At 69.1% G+C, this 18109-nt stretch carries 15 protein-coding genes; 12 read left to right on the top strand and 3 right to left on the bottom strand.

All coding sequences use genetic code 11. The annotated features are described in order from the left end of the window. Positions 1-4 precede the first annotated feature (4 nt). Genes VHC63_03610 through menC form a run of 10 tightly spaced genes read left to right on the top strand, consistent with a single transcriptional unit; the run spans position 5 to position 12843 of the window. Entirely contained in the window at positions 5-1261 is a 1257-nt protein-coding gene (locus VHC63_03610) for a TetR/AcrR family transcriptional regulator (protein ID HVV35664.1), read from the top strand. Next, entirely contained in the window at positions 1262-2326 is a 1065-nt protein-coding gene (locus VHC63_03605; protein ID HVV35663.1) for an acyl-CoA dehydrogenase family protein, read from the top strand. Beyond that, on the top strand, positions 2323-3534 hold the full coding sequence (locus VHC63_03600) for an acyl-CoA dehydrogenase family protein (protein HVV35662.1): 1212 nt from the start codon (positions 2323-2325) through the stop codon (positions 3532-3534). The genes VHC63_03605 and VHC63_03600 overlap by 4 nt, the downstream gene beginning before the upstream one ends. Next, on the top strand, positions 3527-5065 hold the full coding sequence (locus VHC63_03595; protein HVV35661.1) for an AMP-binding protein: 1539 nt from the start codon (positions 3527-3529) through the stop codon (positions 5063-5065). The genes VHC63_03600 and VHC63_03595 overlap by 8 nt, the downstream gene beginning before the upstream one ends. Next, positions 5062-5976, top strand: a complete 915-nt coding sequence (locus tag VHC63_03590; GenBank protein ID HVV35660.1) for an LLM class F420-dependent oxidoreductase — start codon at positions 5062-5064, stop codon at positions 5974-5976. The genes VHC63_03595 and VHC63_03590 overlap by 4 nt, the downstream gene beginning before the upstream one ends. Further along, the gene (locus tag VHC63_03585; GenBank protein ID HVV35659.1) at positions 5973-6782 is read left to right on the top strand and encodes an SDR family oxidoreductase; all 810 of its coding nucleotides are present in this window, start codon (positions 5973-5975) and stop codon (positions 6780-6782) included. Before VHC63_03590 ends, VHC63_03585 begins: the two co-directional genes overlap by 4 nt. A 7-nt stretch (positions 6783-6789) precedes the next feature. Beyond that, positions 6790-8025: an MFS transporter gene (locus tag VHC63_03580; protein HVV35658.1), complete on the top strand. Its 1236-nt coding sequence runs from the start codon at positions 6790-6792 to the stop codon at positions 8023-8025. A gap of 23 nt (positions 8026-8048) precedes the next feature. Next, the gene (locus VHC63_03575) at positions 8049-10289 is read left to right on the top strand and encodes an arylsulfatase (GenBank protein ID HVV35657.1); all 2241 of its coding nucleotides are present in this window, start codon (positions 8049-8051) and stop codon (positions 10287-10289) included. After that, complete coding sequence (locus VHC63_03570) at positions 10273-11724, top strand: aldehyde dehydrogenase family protein (protein HVV35656.1); 1452 nt, start codon at positions 10273-10275, stop codon at positions 11722-11724. Before VHC63_03575 ends, VHC63_03570 begins: the two co-directional genes overlap by 17 nt. Before the next feature lie 12 nt (positions 11725-11736). Further along, positions 11737-12843 (top strand): o-succinylbenzoate synthase, encoded by a 1107-nt coding sequence (menC, locus tag VHC63_03565; GenBank protein ID HVV35655.1) that lies wholly within the window; start codon positions 11737-11739, stop codon positions 12841-12843. A gap of 63 nt (positions 12844-12906) precedes the next feature. On the opposite strand, the gene VHC63_03560 is transcribed toward menC, so the two are convergent. Then, positions 12907-14838: a dehydrogenase E1 component subunit alpha/beta gene (locus VHC63_03560; GenBank protein ID HVV35654.1), complete on the bottom strand. Its 1932-nt coding sequence runs from the start codon at positions 14836-14838 to the stop codon at positions 12907-12909. Positions 14839-14862: 24 nt separating this feature from the next. On the opposite strand from VHC63_03560, the gene VHC63_03555 reads away from it, so the two are divergent. Both VHC63_03555 and VHC63_03550 read left to right on the top strand, forming a co-directional pair. Continuing rightward, positions 14863-15840: an NAD-dependent epimerase/dehydratase family protein gene (locus VHC63_03555; GenBank protein ID HVV35653.1), complete on the top strand. Its 978-nt coding sequence runs from the start codon at positions 14863-14865 to the stop codon at positions 15838-15840. Further along, positions 15828-16232, top strand: coding sequence for a hypothetical protein (locus VHC63_03550; protein HVV35652.1), 405 nt, complete (start codon positions 15828-15830; stop codon positions 16230-16232). Before VHC63_03555 ends, VHC63_03550 begins: the two co-directional genes overlap by 13 nt. Here the strand turns inward: VHC63_03550 and VHC63_03545 are convergent. Together VHC63_03545 and VHC63_03540 are read right to left on the bottom strand one after the other, a co-directional pair. Further along, on the bottom strand, positions 16199-17401 hold the full coding sequence (locus VHC63_03545) for an amidohydrolase family protein (GenBank protein HVV35651.1): 1203 nt from the start codon (positions 17399-17401) through the stop codon (positions 16199-16201). The two genes, VHC63_03550 and VHC63_03545, sit on opposite strands and share 34 nt — an antisense overlap. After that, on the bottom strand, positions 17379-18104 hold the full coding sequence (locus tag VHC63_03540) for a class II aldolase/adducin family protein (protein ID HVV35650.1): 726 nt from the start codon (positions 18102-18104) through the stop codon (positions 17379-17381). The genes VHC63_03545 and VHC63_03540 overlap by 23 nt, the downstream gene beginning before the upstream one ends. Between the last annotated feature and the right edge of the window lie 5 nt (positions 18105-18109).

Here is an 18109-nt window from a genome sequence, read left to right as displayed (position 1 = left end):
ACCCGTGGAAATCGCCCGCCGACGGCCCTTCGGGGCCAACCCCACCGTGGGCGAGCGCGGCGCGGAAACCCAGAACAAGATCCTGGCCGCCGGGCTGGAAGTGTTCGCCGACGTCGGCTTCGACGCGGCGCGCGTCGAACTGATCACCGAGCGGGCCGGCTGCTCACGCCCGGCGTTCTACCAGTACTTCTCGTCGAAGGACGACGTGTTCTGGAAGCTGGCGGCGCGTCTGGGCCAGGAAATGGTGGGGCTGGCCCAGCGGCTGCCGAAGGTGACCCGCGACGCCCGTGGGCTCGGGGCGCTGGAGAAGTGGATCGACGACTTCGCCACGATGCACGAGCGCTACTCGGCGGTGTTCGCCTCGTTCCAGGCGGCGTCGCGCGAGCAACCACAAACCAGCCGCTCGTCGGTGTCGATCAGCGAGCAGACGGCCACCGCGCTGCTGCGCGCCTTCGGGCTCGACGCGTCGAAGCGCGAAAACCTGGTGCTCGGCGAAGGCGTCGTCGCCGTCGTCATCCGCTGCTCGTTCTACTGGGAGAACATGCAGACCGTCGCGTCGCGCCGCTCGTTCGTGCACGCCGTCGCGTTGTTCGTGCACCGGCTCTTCGCTGGGCCGATCGAAGGCGTGAACGTCGACCGGCGGGCCAAGCCCGTCAAGGTCGACGTCCCCGCCGCGCCACGGGTGCAGCGCCAGCGCGAGGTTCGTCCGCGCGGTGAAAAGACGCGGCGCAGGTTGCTCGACGCCGGCGCCAAGGTGTTGCCGTCGCACGGTTACCAGGCGGCGCGGGTGGACGACATCGCCGAGGTGGCGGGCGTGTCGCACGGCTCGTTCTACCGGTACTTCCAGAACAAGGACGATTTCTTCCGCGTGCTGGCCGAGGATGCGTCGTCGCGCATGATCGACATGCTCGACCGCTTCCCGTCGCCCGACGATCGCGCCGCACTGCGCGCCTGGACCGAAGAATGGTTCAGCGCTTACGAGGGCAACGGCGGCGTGATCAGCGTGTGGCAGGAGATGCTCGTCGGTGAGACGGCGCTGGCCGCGTTCTCACTCGACGTGGCCGTGGCGGTGATCGGCCGCCTCGGTCGGATCCTCCAGAGCCGCGGCTTCGGTGATCCGTCGATCGACGCGCTGGCGTTCCTGGCGCTGACCGAGCGCATGCCCTACGGCGTGTTCACGCTGCGGTTCTCCGAACGCGACGAGGCGGTCGACGCCATGGTGACCATGATGCGCAAAGGATTCTTGGGGCTACAGAACTAGATGGATCTCGAATTCACTCCTGACCAAATCGAACTACGCGACAACGCGCGCGCGGTGCTCGCCGGTGCGTGCCCTGTGTCGCTCGTGCGTGCTGTATTCGAAGACGAAGATGGTGGCGCCGCCGACAAGCTGTGGGCCACGCTGGTAGAGCTGGGGTGGCCGGCGATCGGCGTGCCCGAAGCCGACGGCGGGCTTGGATTGACCTTCGTCGAGACCGGCCTCGTCGTCGAAGAGTTGGCACGTGTCGTGGCGCCGTCGCCGTTCGTCGCCACCGTCACGCAGTTCGCCCCGCTCGTGCGCGAGTGCGGCGGCGACGGCGACTGGCTGGCGCGGGTCGCCGAAGGCGCGATCACGGCGACGGCGGCCTTCGACGGCAACGTGCAGGCGACGCGGGCGGGCAACGGCTGGCGACTCGAAGGCGAGGCGCAAATGGTCATGGACGCAGCCAGCGCCGACGAGATCGCGGTCGTGAGCGGTGACCACGTCTTCGTGGTGCCGCTGGCGTCGGCGCGGGTAACGCCGGTACGCGTTATCGATCCGACACTGCCGCTGGGCAACGTGGCCTTCGACGGTGTCGAAGTGAGCGGCGAGCGTGCGTTGAGTGACGTCGGGGCGGGCGCGGCGCGGGCGCAGGACGAAGCCGTCACCGCGATGGCGCTATCGGTCGTCGGCACGTGCCGCGTGATCTTCGAGACGACGCTGGAATACGCGAAGGTGCGCGAGCAGTTCGGCAGGCCGATCGGTTCGTTCCAAGCGCTCAAGCACCGCTTCGCCACGATGTACCTGGAGTTGGAGAAGGCGTCATCGCTGGCGTACTTCGCTGCGTTGACGATCGCGGAGGACGACGATCGGCGCGCGCTGGCGGCCTCGATGGCCAAGGCGGCGGCGAGCGAGTGTCAACGCCTCATCGTCACCGACGGGTTGCAGCTGCACGGCGGCATCGGCTTCACGTGGGAGAACGACCTGCACTTCTGGCTGAAGCGGGCGAAGTCGGCCGACTTCCTGCTCGGCGGCGGTGCCTTCCATCGGGCGCGTGTCGCCCAGCTCACGGGGCTCGCGTCATGAGACTGCGGTTCGACGATTCGGCCGAAGCGTTCCGACTCGAGTTCCGTGAGTGGCTGGCGGCCAATCGCCCGTCGCCCGCCGACATGGCGGCGGAGCCGTCGGTCAGCACGGGGCACGCGCCGCAGTGGGCGCGCGACTGGACACGCAAGATGTTCGACAACGGCTGGCTCGTCCCCGGCTGGCCGCCCGAACGCGGTGGGCGCAACGCCGGACCCGTCGAGACGATCATCTACATGGAAGAGCTGTACAAGGCGCGCGTGCCGCGCACGACCAACGTGCAGGGCCTCGGCATCGTCGCCCCGTCCATCCTCGACTACGGCCGGCCAGACCAAGTCGAGGAATACGCCATGCCGATCCTGCGCGGCGAGAAGACGGCGTGCCTCGGTATGAGTGAGCCCGACGCCGGCAGCGACCTCGCGGGGCTGAAGTGCCGCGCCGTGCTCGACGGCGACCACTTCGTGATCAACGGTCAGAAGGTGTGGACGTCGGGCGCCAACTACGCCGACTTCTGCTTCCTCTTCTGCCGCACCGATCCCGACGCGCCGAAGCACAAGGGCATTTCGATCGTGCTCGTCGACATGAACACGCCCGGCATCACGGTGCGGCCGCTGCCCGAGATCATCCACCCGGAGCATCCCGATCTCAACGAGGTGTTTTTCGACGACGTGGTCGTGCCGGCGCGCAACCTCGTGGGTGAGCTGAACAACGGGTGGGTCATGGCCAACGGTTCGCTGGCGCACGAGCGCGGCATGGTGTGGCTCAACAACGTGCTGTCCGACGAGATGGCGATGGCCGAGTTGGTGGCGCAGGCGCCTGAGAAGTTGGGCGCGCGGGCGAGCGACGTGGAGCGCGCCGCGATGACCGACGCCATTGTGCGAGCGCAGATCGACGTGGTGGCGGCGCGTTGCCTTGGGTACCGCGGCTTCGCCAAGTTGGTGCGCGGCGGGGACGCACCCGAGCAGGCGTTGATGAAGTGGTTCGCCACCGAGCTGCGCCAGAACATCGCGCTGGTCGCCGCTGAGCTCGAGGGCGTCGACGCGGTGCGGATGGGGGAGATCGTTGCCGACGGGACCCAGTCGGTCGACGACCCGCAAGGCAGTTGGCTCGAGCAGTACTTCCATTCGTTCGCCAACACGATCTCGGCGGGCGCGTCGGAGATCCAGCGCAACATCATCGCCGAGCGCGTGCTCGGTCTGCCTCGTGCCTGAGACGATCGCGGAGGGCGTTCTCGCCCGCGCCGAGGACGCCAACACCGGTCTGCTGTTCGAAGACCAGTCGTGGACGTGGCGGGAGGTCGTGGCGGAATCGGCGGCGCGGGCGGCGTCGATGTCGTACGGGCAACACATCGGAGTGCTGCTCGACAACGTCCCGGAGTACGTCTTCACGTTGTTCGGCGCTGCGCTCGCCGGCGCGGTCGTCGTCGGCCTCAACCCGACGCACAGTTCCGTCGAGTTGGAGCGCGACATCGCCCACACCGACTGCTCAGTGGTCATCGACACCGAGTCGAACCGGTACGCGGAATGCGCCCCTCCGGGGCGCATTCCGCCGCCCGATTCGCTGTATTGCCTGATCTTCACGTCGGGGTCGACCGGGGCGCCCAAGGCGGTGCAGATGACGCAGGGGAGGGCGGCGCGCACGTCGTCGCAGAGTGCGGTGGCGTTCGGGCCCGACGACGTCCTGTACTGCTCGATGCCGCTGTTCCACGGCAACGCGCTGCTGGCGAACCTGTTCCCGGCGTTGCTCAGCGGCGCGGCGGTCGCTCTGCGGCGCAAGTTCAGCGCGTCGGAATTCATGGCCGACGTGCGCCGCTACAACGCCACGTACTTCAACTACGTCGGACGGGCGCTGAGCTACATCCTCGCCCAGCCGCCATCGCCGCTCGACGCCGACAACCGCCTCAAGTACTGCCTCGGTTCGGAGGCGTCGCCCGCCGATCGACGCGCCTTTCGTGAGCGCTTCGGCTGCTTCGTCGTCGAGGGCTACTCGTCGAGCGAGGGCGGAGTGGTCATCACGCCGTACTCGGGCATGCCCAAGGGCGCACTCGGCAAGCCCGCTGAGGGCGTCGACGTCGTCGTGCTCGATCCTGCAACGGGCGAGGAGTGCCCGCGTGCGGTCTTCGACGACGCCGGCCACTTGGTGAACGCCGAGGCTGCCGTGGGTGAGATCGTCGGGCGTGACGGCTTACGCAACTTCGAGGGCTACTACAACAACCCGGAGGCGACGGCCGAGCGCGGTCGCAACGGGTGGTACTGGACCGGTGACCTCGGGTACCGCAGCGACGACGGCACGTTCTTCTTCGCCGGGCGTTCCTCCGACTGGTTGCGGGTCGACGGCGAGAACTTCGCCGCCGGTCCCGTCGAGAACGTCATCGCCCGCTATCCCGGCGTGCGCGCCGTCGTGGTGTATCCCGTGCCCGACCCGCGCACCGGTGACCAGGTGATGGCCGCGATCGAATACGACGGCACGTTCGACCCCGACGCGTTCGACGCGTTCCTCGACGCGCAGTCCGACCTGGGGACCAAGTGGTCGCCGCGGTTCGTGCGCGTCGTCGACTCGATTCCCGTCACCGCCACGGGCAAGGTCGACCGCAATCCGCTGCGCAAGCAGAAGTGGCACACCGGCGACCCGCTGTGGTGGCGGCCGGAGCCCAAGACACCGTTCCGGGCGTACCAGGACTCGGATAACCAGATCTGGCGCGCCCAGTTCGTGGAGGCTGGGAGGGAGGAGTTCTTCGCGTGAAGTTCGCGACCACCTTCCCGATGGTGGGCGGGCCCTACGATCCGGCGTTCCTGACGGCCGACGGCGTCATGCGCGTGGCGCGCGCGGTCGAGGCCGCCGGGTTCGACGGCATCGGCTTCACCGATCATCCGGCGCCGTCGCAGCGATGGGTCGAAAACGGGGGTCACGACGCCTACGACCCGTTCGTGGCCATGGCGTTCTGCGCGGCGGCGACGACGCGCCTGCGTCTCATTCCCAACGTCGTGGTGTTGCCCTACCGCACCCCGTTCATCGTCGCCAAGGCCGGCGCGACCCTTGACGTGTTGAGCGGCGGCCGCTTCACGCTCAGCGCCGGCGCCGGGTATCTCAAGTCGGAGTTCGCCGCCCTCGGTGTCGACCACGCGGCCCGCAACGAGATCTTCGACGAGTCGATCGACGTGCTGCGTTCGGTGTGGAGCGGCGACGACGTGCACTTCGAGGGCAAGCACTTCAGCGCGCGCGGCGTGACGGCCCACCCGCGTCCGGCGCAATGCCCGCCGATCTGGATCGGCGGCAACTCGGTGGGGGCGCGCCAGCGCGCCGCCGCGCGCGGCGACGGCTGGGCGCCGTTTCCGACGTCGCCCGGCGTCGCCCAGACGTCGCGCACCGCCGAGCTGCGCACCGCCGACGACCTCGCCCGCGCCCTCGACGATCTCACGCGGCGCTGCGACGCCGTCGGCCGTGACGCGTCCGAACTCGACGTGTCCTTCGCCTGCCATGCCGGCGGCGACCCCGCGTCGGACACCTTCGACGCCGCGGCCCACCTGGACGGATTGGCGGCGCTGGCGGCGATCGGCGTTACCTGGGTGCAGGTCGGACTCCCAGGTCAGGACATCAATCGAACGCTCGACGTCGCGGCCCGGTACGGCGATCTCGTAATTTCTCAGTTGTGACGCTCGATCCGAACGCGGCGCGCCTCGACGGCCGCGTCGCCATCGTCACCGGCGGCGGCAGCGGTATCGGCCGCGGCATCGCCGAGGGTTTCGTCGCCTATGGCGCCCGGGTGGCGGTGTGGGAGCACAACGGCGACCGGTGCAAGACGGTCGCCGAGAGCATCGGTGGCCTGGGCATCCATGTCGACGTGCGCGACTCGCGTCACGTCGACGAGGCGCTCGCCCACACGATCGACGAGTTGGGCGTCCCGAGCATTCTCGTGAACAACGCCGGTGGCGTGTTCGCCGTCAACTTCCTCGACGGCACCGAGAACGGGTGGGACGCGCTCTACCGGGCCAACCTCAAGCACGTGATGCTCTGCTCGCAGCGTGTCGCCCGCGTCATGCGCGACAACAAGGTCGGCGGCTCGATCATCAACGTCACCTCGATCGAGGGCTCGCGCGCGGCACCAGGCTACGCCGCGTACGCGGCGGCGAAGGCAGGCGTCATCAACTTGACGATGACGACCGCCCTCGAGCTTGCGCCCTACGACATCCGCGTCAACGCGCTGGCGCCCGACGTGACGCTGACCGAAGGCATGGAGACGCTCGTGCCGCCAGCCGGCATTCCGCACCTCGGTCGCATGGTGCCGATGCGCCGCGTCGGTCACGTCGACGAGATGGCCGGCGCCGCGGTGTTCCTCGCCAGCAATCTGTCGTCCTACATCACCGGCCACACGATCCACGTCGACGGCGGGACGTTCGCGGCGGGCGGTTGGTACCCGCACCCCGACACCGGCAATTACATCCTCGGTCCGCCTGCCTAAGCAGTTCGTGGCAGCCGCGGAACCACTCGAACTCGAACCCGTCGCCGGCTTCTGGACCCGGACGCTGGCGTCGTTGCGCTCGCGCAACTTCCGGCTGTTCTTCATCGGCCAGACCATCTCGAATACCGGCAACTGGCTGACGATGGTCGCCCTCACGCTGCTCGTCCTGCACCGGACCAACAGCGGCGTGGCCGTGGGTGCGGTGGCGGCGTGCCAGTTCGGGCCCATCCTCCTGGTCTCCGCGTGGGCGGGCGCGGTCGTCGACCGTTCGAACAAGAAGCGCCTGCTGCTGTTCACGCAGGTCGGCGAGATGCTGCAGTCCTTCGCCTTGGCGGCGCTGGCGTTCGCGCGCGACGCGCCGCTCGGCGCGTTCTTCGGCGTCGCCATCGTCGGCGGATGCCTGCTCGCCGTCGACAATCCGGTGCGCCGCTCGTTCGTCAACGAGATGGTGCCCCAGAAGGACGTGGCCAACGCCGTGACCGTCTACAGCGCCATGGTGAACATTTCGCGCATCGGCGGGCCGGCGCTCGCCGGCGTGCTCATCGTGACGGTCGGCTATGGCTGGGCCTTCACCGTCGACGCCTTCTCCTATGTCGCGGTGTTGATCGCCCTCGCCATGATGCGGCCCGCCGAGTTGCGCGTCACCGAAGCGACGGCGCGCGCCAAGGGCCAGGTCCGCGCCGGCGTGCGCTACATCCTCTCCGTCCCGGAACTGTGGATCACCTTCGCGGTGTCGCTGGCCGTCGGGCTCGGCTCGTACAACTTCACCGTGACGTTGCCGTTGCTCGTCGAGCGCGGCCTGCACGGCTCGGACGGCGCGTACACGATCGTGTACTCGGCCTTCAGCGTGGGTGCGCTCGTCGGCGCCTTGGTCGTGGCCCGACGGGAGGACGTCGGGGTCGTCGCCGTGCTGCGCAGCTCGGCGGCGCTCGGTGGGTCGCTGCTGCTGATCGCAGTCGTGCCGTCGGTTGCCTTCGCGATCGTCGTGTCGCTCGTCGTCGGCGCCGCCGGCGTGGCGTTCATGACGGCGGTGACCTCCGTCGTACAGCTGCGCACGAAGCCGTCGATGCTGGGACGGGTACTGGCGCTGCAGACCGTCGTGTTGATCGGCACGACGCCCGTGGGCGGCCCGCTCGCCGGCGCCCTTGCCGACGCCACGAACGCACGCGTCCCGATGGTGGTCGGGGCGGGCTGTGCCATCGCCGCCGCTGGCTTCGGTGCGCTCGCGGCACGTCGAGCCTGAGCGCGCTTTCCTAGGCTGCGACCGTGGCGCGTGCGGCGAGAATCGGTCGGTACTACTGGGAGTCGGAACCGGCGTGGCCCGAGGACCCGCGGCCGCCCGCGGGCGCGCCCAACGTGTTGCTCGTGGTGCTCGACGACGTCGGCTTCGCCCAGATCGGTTGCTTCGGGTCCGATATCGCGACGCCGACCATCGACGCGCTGGCGGCGGGCGGTCTGCGCTACTCGTCGTTTCACACGACGGCGCTGTGCTCGCCGACGCGCGCCAGCGTGCTGACGGGCTGCAACCACCATCGCGTCGGCATGGGACGCATCGTCGATCTGGCGATGGGCTTCCCCGGTTATACGGCGCGCATCCCCGACGACAAGGCGATGCTGCCGAAGATGCTGACGGCGCACGGCTACGCCGCCTACGCCGTCGGCAAGTGGCACCTTACGCCTGAGGACGAAGAGCACCTCGGCGCCACGCGCGTGCGCTGGCCGCTGGGCAAGGGCTTCGAGCGCTGGTACGGCTTCTTCCCCGGCGAGACGCATCAGTTCGTGCCGGCACTGATGTACGACAACCACGCGGCGGATCCGCCGGGTACGTACGAGGAGGGCTACCACCTCACCGCCGACCTCGTCGACAAGGCGATCGAATTCGTCGAGGACCTGCGCAACGTCGACGTCGACAAGCCATGGCTCATGTATCTCGCCACGGGTGCGTGTCACTCGCCGCACCAGACGCCGCCCGGTTGGATCGAGCGCTACGCCGGTCACTTCGACGCCGGCTGGGACGCGTGGCGCGAGCAGACGCTGGCGCGCCAGAAGGCGATGGGCGTCGTGCCGTCGCATACCGAGTTGTCGGCGCGGCCCGACTGGGTGCCGGCGTGGGATTCGCTGAGCGAGCAGGAGCGGCGCGTCTATGCCCGTTACATGGAGGCCTTCGCCGCCTACCTGTCGCATACCGACGCTGAACTCGGGCGGTTCCTCGCCCGTCTCGACGCCATCGGTGACCTCGACAACACGCTGGTGATCGTGCTGTCCGACAACGGCGCCTCGTCCGAAGGCGGACCGACCGGTTCGCTCAACGACGGTCGCGTGTGGAACGCGCTGCCGCGCACCGTCGAGGAAGCCGACGAGCGCCTCGCCGAGATCGGCGGGCCCCGCATCCACAACAACTACCCGTGGGGCTGGACGGTGGCGGGCAACACGCCGTTCCGCCGCTGGAAGCGCGAGACGCACGAGGGCGGCGTCGCCGATCCGTTGATCGTGGCGTGGCCCCGCGGCATTTCGGCGCGCGGCGACGTGCGCCCGCAGTACGTGCACGCCGTCGACATCCTGCCGACCGTGCTCGACGCCATCGGTGTTGCGCCGGCAAACGAGATCGACGGCGTGTCGTTCGCGTCGACCTTCGCCACCGCCGACGCCGCCGAGGTGCACACGACGCAGTACTACGAGATGCTCGGTTGCCGCGCGCTGTACCAGGACGGGTGGAAGGCCGTCACCTACCACGAGGTCCAGTTCGACGAGCCCGGCTTGGACAACGCGCCGTGGGAGCTGTACGACCTGCGCGCTGATCCGTCGGAGACGAACGACTTGGCAACGCGCGAACCCGAACGGCTCGAGCGGATGATCGCCACGTGGTGGGACGAAGCGGCGCGCAACAACGTGCTGCCCGTCGACAACCGTCCCTTCAGCGAGATGGTGTTCAACCGGCCGTCGTCGGTGGCGCCGCGCAACCTCTACCGCTACTACCCGGGGCGCGCACCGGTGCCCGAGTCGGTGGCGGCCAATGTGCGCAACCGGCCATTCGGAGTCACGGCGCACGTCACGGTCGACGCAGCCGGCGACGCGCCGGTGGAGGGTGTCCTGATCGCGCAGGGCTCGGTGCTCGGCGGCTGGTCGTTCCACGTCGTCGACGGTGCGCTCGTGTACGTGCACAACCTGGCCGGCTGGCGGCTGTATCGCGTCGACGCCGCGTTGCCGGCCCTGTCGCCGGGCGACCACACGCTGGCGATGCGGTTCGCCGCGCCGGAAGTCACGTTGCTGGTCGACGACGCCGTCATCGGTGGTGGCGCGGTGAAGCGCACGCTGTGGTCGCGCTTCTCGCTCACCGGCGCCGGTGTCACCGCCGGGTGGGCGCCGGACTACTCGCCCGCCGACCTCGAGTACCGCGGCCACTTCCCCTTCCGCGGCGCGACGCTGCACTACGTGGACGTCGCGGTGCCCGGGGATCCCGTCGTCGACAAGGAAGCCGAGGTGAACGACATTGTCGCTTCGCAATAGCCATTTCGATTCGGTCAACCCTGCGCGGCCCGCCGAAGTGATCGGGACCTACCCGCGACACGATGCGGGTGACGTCGACCGGGCGGTGGAGGCGGCGGCGGAAGCTCAGGCGTCCTGGGCGAAGGTGCCCGTCCCGCGCCGCGCCGATCTCATCGCTGCGGCGGGCGCCGTGATCGCGGCGCGCAAGGCCGAGATCGCCAGTCTCGTGTCGCGTGAAGTTGGCAAGATCGCGGTCGAAGCCGGCGGCGACGTGCAGGAAGCCGTCGACATGGCGAACTTCGTCGCCGGGCAGGGCCGCGGCGCGTGGGGCGACACCGTGCCGTCGGAGCTGAGCCAGAAGATGGCGTGGACGACGCGCATCCCGATCGGCGTCGTCGGGATGATCACGCCCTGGAACTTTCCGATCGCCATCCCGTCGTGGAAGTGCTTCCCGGCGTTGCTCGCCGGCAACGGCATCGTGCTCAAGCCGTCGGAGTTCGCGCCCGCATGCGCCGAAGCGTTCGTCGACTGCTGCGTCGAGGCTGGGATCCCGCGTCCCTTGCTGCAACTCGTCCACGGCGAAGCCGAGCCCGCGGCCGCGCTGGCGACGCACGCGGGTGTCGGCGCCGTGAGCTTCACCGGTTCGGTGCCGACCGGCCGCAAGGTGGCGGCCGCCGCGATGGCCAATGGTCCCCGCGTCGTCTCGCTCGAACTCGGCGGCAAGAACGCCATGGTCGTGTGGCGCGACGCCGACCTCGACCTGGCGACCGAGGGCGCGTTGTTCGGTGCGTTCGGAACCGCCGGCCAGCGGTGCACGTCGACGTCGCGGCTCATCGTGCATCCCGACGTCGCCGAAGAGTTGGTCGCCCGCATCCTCGCCGGCGCGGCGCGGCTCAAGCTCGGCGACCCGACGCTGCCCGACACCGACGTCGGTCCGGTCGTCAACGCGGCCGCGGCGGCGCGCATTATCGGCATGGTCGAGGCGGCGGTGGCCGAAGACGCGACGGTGGCGTGCGGCGGCAAGCTGCGCGACGACGTCGCCGGTTGTGACGGCGGCACCTTCGTCGAGCCAACCGTCCTCGTCGGCGTGCAGCCGAATCACGTGGTGGCGCGCGACGAAGTGTTCGGCCCGGTGCTGTCGGTGCTGGAGGTCGACGACCTCGACACCGCCGTCGACGTGGTCAACAGCGTCGAATACGGCTTGTCCGCCGCCGTGTACACCCGCGACATCAACACCGCGCTGCGCGCCGTCGAGGCCATCGACACCGGCATCGTCTACGTGAACGCGCCGACGATCGGCGCCGAGATCCCGCTGCCGTTCGGAGGCACGAAGCACACCGGCAACGGTTTCCGCGAAGCGGGCACGCGGGGCATCGAGCAGTTCAGTCAGGTGAAGACTGTGTACGTCGACTACTCGGGCCGGCTACAGAAGGCCCAGATCGACACGCATAACTAGCAGACTGGCCGTATGAGGCTCGAAGCCGTCGAGTTACGCCGCGTCAGCTTGCCGCTGGTGGCGCCGTTCCGGACGTCGTTCGGCGTGGAGACGCGCAAGGACACGCTGCTCGTGCGGGTGATAGGTCCCGGCAGTGAGGGTTGGGGCGAGTGTGTGGCCATGGACGCACCGCTGTACTCCTCCGAGTACGTCGAGGCGGCGCAGCACGTGATCCGCGTCCATCTCGTGCCGCGGCTGTTCGCCCGCGGAGACGTGGCCGCCGAAGACGTCGGTGCCGTGCTCGCGCCGGTGAAGGGTCATCGCATGGCGAAGGCCGCGGTGGAGACTGCGGTGCTGGATGCCCAGTTGCGAAACGCGGGCGTGTCATTGGCTTCGTACCTCGGCGGCGTGCGCCCCGCGGTCGACTCGGGGGTCTCGGTCGGCATCATGGATTCGGTCGCCGAACTGCTCGACACGGTGGAGGGTTACCTGGCCGAGGGCTACATGCGCATCAAGCTCAAGATCGAGCCGGGTGCCGATGTCGACCGCGTGCGCGCCGTGCGCGAGCGCTTCGGCGACGACCTCCTGCTACAGGTCGACGCCAACACGGCGTATACCCTCGCCGACGCCCGCCACCTCGCCGAACTCGATCCCTTCGACCTGCTGCTGATCGAGCAACCGCTGCCCGAAGACGACATCCTCGGTCACGCCGAGCTGGCCGGCCTGATCAAGACGCCGGTGTGCCTCGACGAGTCGATCGAGTCGGCGCGGGACGCAGCGGCCGCGATCCAGTTGGGCGCCGCCGCGATCGTCAACATCAAGCCCGGACGCGTCGGCGGCTACCTCGAAGCTCGCCGCATCCACGATGTGTGCGTCGCTCACGGCGTGCCGGTGTGGTGCGGCGGCATGCTCGAAACCGGCATCGGGCGCGCCGCCAACGTGGCGCTGGCGTCGCTGCCCGGTTTCACGCTCCCCGGCGACACGTCGGCGTCGGACCGCTACTTCCACCAGGATCTCACGACGCCGTTCCAACTCGTGGACGGTCAGCTGCGCGTCCCGACCGGCGCCGGTATCGGTGTCACCCCGCTGCCCGACGTGCTCGCCGAACTGACGACGTCGGTGGAAACGATCACCGCTTAGCGAACGAGCGCCTTCGAGCGTCAACGGGTTCGCGGTGATGCGCCGCATGGCCCGCGGGGTCGCTTAATAACCGAGCAAGTTCTCCAGAGCGGGGGCGAGGCGGTCGCGGGCGGAGAAGATCGCCTCGAGCGCCGGGTCGAAGGGGATCGGAGTGTCCAGGCCGCCGATCCGCATGACGGGGGCGTCGAGGGCGTCGAAGCATTCCTCGGCGATGGTGGCCGCGACCTCGGCGCCGAAACCGCTGGTGCGTGGCGCCTCGTGCACCACGAGGCAGCGGCCCGTGCGGCGGACGGAATCGATCACCGTTTCTTTGTCCCAGGGCACGAGGGTGCGCAGGTCGATGACGTCGACGTCGGCGTCGAGGTCCACGGCCCACTGCAGCGCGGCGCCGTAGGCGACGATGGTGGCCGCGCCGCCCGACCGCGTCACGCGCGCCTCGCCGATCGGCACGGCCGCCCACCCGTCGGCAATCTCACCGGTCACCGATCGGTACAGGAGTTTGTGCTCACAGAAGAGGACGGGGTTGCCGTCGTCGATTGCGCTGAGCAGCAAGCCCTTGGCGTCCGCGGGCGTCGCCGGCGCGACCACCTTGATGCCGGCGACGTGGGTGAACCACGCCTCGGGGTTCTGCGAGTGGAACGGGCCCGCGCCCATGCCGCCGCCGACGGGGGCGCGGATGACGACGGGCACGCCGGCGCCCCACCGGTAGTGCGTCTTGGCGAGGTTGTTCACGATCTGGTTGAACCCGCACGAGATGAAGTCGGCGAACTGCATCTCGACGACGGGCACGAACCCGTCGAGGGCGAGGCCGAGGGCGGCGCCGACCGCCGCCGATTCCACGATGGGCGTGTTGCGCACCCGGGCGCGGCCGAATTCGTCGACCAGCCCGGCCGTCGCCTTGAACGCCCCGCCGTACTCGGCGATGTCCTGGCCGAGCAGCACTACCCGCTCGTCCTCCCGCATCGCGGTGCGCAACGCGTCGGTAATGGCGTCGACATACCGCACCTCCCGCGAGCCTGTGTTCTGTGGCGCACGTTTCGTGTGCGACAGAACACAAGGTGCGAAGACGGCGGCGGTTTCGGCGTCTGCGGTCGACGACGGGGCGGGCGCGTCGAGCGCTAGTTTCACCCGCTCGTTGATGTCGGCGCGCAGGTTCGCCTTCAGTTCCTCGCGCGTGGCGGGGTCCAGGTCGAGGACGGCTTCGAAACGGGCGATCGGATCGCGCGCCGCCCACTCGGCGACGAGTGCCTCAGGCACGTAGTCGGTGCCCGAGGCCTCTTCGTGGCCCCGCATACGAAACGTCTTGCACTCGAGCAGCGTTGGTCCCTCACCGCGCCGGGCGCGCACCGCGGCGCGTGACACCGCCACGATCATCTCGAGCACGTCGTTGCCGTCGACGATCTCGGCCGGCATGCCGTAGCCGACGCCGCGATCGGCGAGGTCGGCGCAGGCGTACTGCTCGTCGGTGGGCGTGGACATGCCCCATCCGTTGTTCTCGACGACGAAGATCACCGGCAGCTTCCACACCGCCGCGAGGTTGAGCGCTTCGTGGAAGTCGCCTTCGCTGGTGGCGCCGTCGCCGGTGAACGCGGCGGCGACGCGTTGCTCGCCGCGGAGTTGGGCCGCCAGCGCCAGACCGTCGGCGACGGGCAGCATTGCGCCGAGGTGGCTGATCATGCCGACGATGTGCTCGTGGAGCGTGCCGAAGTGGAAGCTGCGGTCGCGGCCGTGGGTGAAGGCGTTGTCGCGTCCCAGGATCTGGCGGAACAGCTCGTCGAGGTCGACGCCGCGGGCGGTGAAGACCCCGAGGTTGCGGTGCATCGGCAGGATCCAGTCGTCGTCCTCGAGTGCCAACGCCACGCCGACGGCGATCGCCTCCTGGCCGATGCCGCTGAACCATTTCGACAGTCGCCCCTGGCGCAGGAGCGCCAGCATGCGTTCTTCGATCAGTCGTGGCACCAACAGCGCCCGGTAGACCTCGACCAAATCCGTCACTGCAGTCGAAGATACCGTCGCGGCGTGCGCGCTCTGGTTCTCGGCGGTAACCGCTACATCGGTCTCCACCTCGTGTTCGAGCTGGCGCGCCAAGGCCACGAGGTGACGGTGGCCAACAGCCACGCTGCCGCGCTGCCCGACGGGGCGCGCCGCATCCACGTCGACCGGCAGGTTCCCGGAGCGCTGGCCGACGCGCTGGCGCCGGTGCGCGACGACTTCGACATTGTCTACGACAACGCGTCCTACCGCGTGGCCGACCTCGAACCGGTCGTCGCGACCTTCGCGGGCCGCGCGCAGCAACTCGTGTTCACGTCGTCGGTCGCCGCTTACAAGCGCAGTTGGATCCAACCGGTGCGCGAGGACTTCCCGCGCCACGCTCCCGACGACCCGCATCCGGGTAAGGCCTACGGCGTCGGCAAGGTGCAGTGCGAAGATCACCTCCAGGCGCTGTTCGAGGAGTCGGGGTTGCCGGCGACGGCGCTGCGCGTCACCCACACCATCGGACCGCACACGCCGCTGGTCACCCGCGAGCCGATCTTCTTCAAGCGTCTTGAGGAGGGGCGGCCGATCTTCATCCCGGCCGACGGGTTCCCCTTCGTCCACCTCGTGCACGTGCAGGACGTCGCTCGCCTCATGGTCAGCCTCGCAGGCAATACGACCGCGATCGGGCAGGCGTACAACGTCGCGGGGAGCGAGTACACGTCGGTGCTCGGGTCGATGCGGTGCATGGCCGACGCCGTCGGCGTCGAACCGAACATCGTGCACGTGCCCCTCGAGGTCGCCCGCCGCCAGCACCCGCCGCTCATCCACTGGGGCGAGGGCATCCTCGGCGGCACCGTGTATGCGATCGACAAGGCGCTCGCGGACCTCGACTGGACGCCGTCGTTCACCCTCGCCGAGGCCTACGCCGACAGCTACGCCTGGTTCGACAAGGAAGGCCGCGCCGCCTTCGATTACGACTTTTCCCGCGACGAGGAAATACTGGCGGCGTGCAAGACCTGAGGTTGCCGCGGACAGCTCGCCGGGTGACGGGTTGGACCAACGCCATCCTGCTCGCCGGCCTCGCCATGGCGGGCATCGTGTTCGCCGACAACAACCAGTGGGGCCGCTGCTCCATCGCTTACGCGGTGTGGGCCCTGTGCGTCTACCTCCTCGGGACCGCCGCCTACCGCGTGTCGCTGCGGGAGGACGGGCGGATCGAGGCGCACTCGCTGCTGGGCCTGCGCAAGGTCGACCTGCGCAACGGCTTCTCGGTCAAGAACGGCCTCGGGGTGCGCGTGCTGCGCGCCGGCGGCAAGCGGTTCCGCCTCAACCCGGGCCTCGGCCGCCGCGCCCGCATCGAGGAGTGGTTCCAGGCCGCTCAGCGCGGCAGCACCGTCTCCGGCAACGGGTGACGGAACAGCGTCGCTGCGTTCTCGCAGCACATCATCCGCAGTTCCTTGGCATCGATGTGACCCCACGCTTCCTTGATGACCTGCTGCGTGTCGGGCCACGTGGAGTCGCCGTGCGGGTAGTCGACCTCCACCATGATGTGGTCGACGCCGATCGTGTGGCGCGTGTCGATGGTCGACGGGTCGTCGATCGTGCAGAACCAGAAGTTGCGCCGCAGCACGTCGGCGGGACGCTCGTCCCATCCGAGGCCGTAGCGCGAGCGGTCGACGATGTTCTCGAGGCGGTCGAGCAGCATCGCCACCCAACCCACGCCGCCCTCTGACATCGCGATTTTCAGCGCCGGGATCTTCACCGCCCACCCCGACCACAGCCACTCGGCGCACGCCGTGAGCGACTGCTGACCGAACAGCGTGGCGCTTAGTGGCAGGATCGCCATGCCGACGTCGGGCGGCGCGGTGCCGAGGCCGGACGACCCGACGTGCAGGCACACGACGGTGTCGGTTTCGGCGCAGGCGCGCAGGATCGGCTCCCAGTAGTCGCTGAAGATCGACGGCAGTCCGATCTCGTGGGGCCGCTCGGGAAGCGTGACGGCGACAAAGCCGCGCGCGGCGTTGCGCCGGATCTCCTGGGCGCCGAGTTCGGGATCGGCGAGCCACGTGATGCCCATCGGGATGATGCGATCGGGATGCGGCTGCCACCACTCGTCGTGCATCCAGTCGTTGAACGCCTGCGTGACCGCGAACCCGAGCTCGGGGTCCGAGCACTGCGAGTACACGCGCCCGCAGAAGCCGGTGATCATCGAGGGGAAGTTGAGCGACGCCCACACGCCGTTGATGTCCATGTCGCGGACCCGGGCGTCGATGTCGTAACAACCGGGCCGCATCTGGTCGAAGCGGAACGGCTCGACTTTCACCGTCTCCGGCCGGCGACCGGCGACCGCGTTCTGGCCGACCTGGCTGAACGTCTTGCCGTCGAACTCCCACACCTCGTGGCCGAATTTGTTGACGACGATCTTGGGCGCCCGGTCCTGCAGCGCGCGCGGCAGGCGGCCTTCGAACATGCCGGCCGGTTCGACGAGGTGGTCGTCGACCGAAATGATCGTGGCGAACACGTCGCGGGGTGACGGCTCGGGCAGGAAGAGTTCGTCGTTAAGCGAGGACGTCTGGGTCACGCCGCAACTCCCGTCGCACCATTGCGTCCCACAAGCCGGGGAACGAGATGTGGTCGAACGCCGTGCCGAAGCGCTTCCACACGTCGGCTTTCACCGGCACGCCCTGGCCGATCGCCTCGACGTGCCATGCCTGGCGGCAGCGCCACTCGAGGAACACGCAGCGGTGGTGCGCCTGCTGAATGTCCTTGCCGACGACGAGTACGCCGTGGTTGCCCAGCAGCGCCATGCGCCCGTCACCCAGCGCCTCGACGCACGCCTTGGCGTTCTCCGTGCTGTTCACCGGTCCGTTGAAGTCGTCGTACACCAGCGGATCGTCGGCCACCTGCGCCGACGTCTGGTCGTAGACGGGCGGGGCGCGGTGCAGGTCGGCCCAGATGGTTCCCCACCGCGGGTGGTTGTGCACGACGACGTCGGCATCCGCCCGCGCCTTGTGGAACTCGAGGTGCAGCGGGATGGCCGGCGTGACCGTCCACTTGCCTTCGAGGACGTTGCCGTCGATGTCGATGCGCATGATGTCGGACGCGCGGATCTCGTCCCACGTCAGGCCCCACGGCGTAACGAGGATCGTGCCGTCGGGTTGGCGTTGCGTGATGTGGCCGGCGAGATGGTCGTCGTAGCCCTCGGCGTACAGCAGCCGCGCCAGCAGTGCGACCTCCTGGTGCGGCGTCAACTCCGGGATCGCAGGCGCCATGGGGTTGTCCATAGGCT

This window comes from Acidimicrobiales bacterium (assembly GCA_035546775.1).
In the GTDB taxonomy this organism is placed as follows: Bacteria; Actinomycetota; Acidimicrobiia; order Acidimicrobiales; family JACCXE01; genus JACCXE01.
This window is presented reverse-complemented; position numbering and strand designations above follow the sequence as displayed.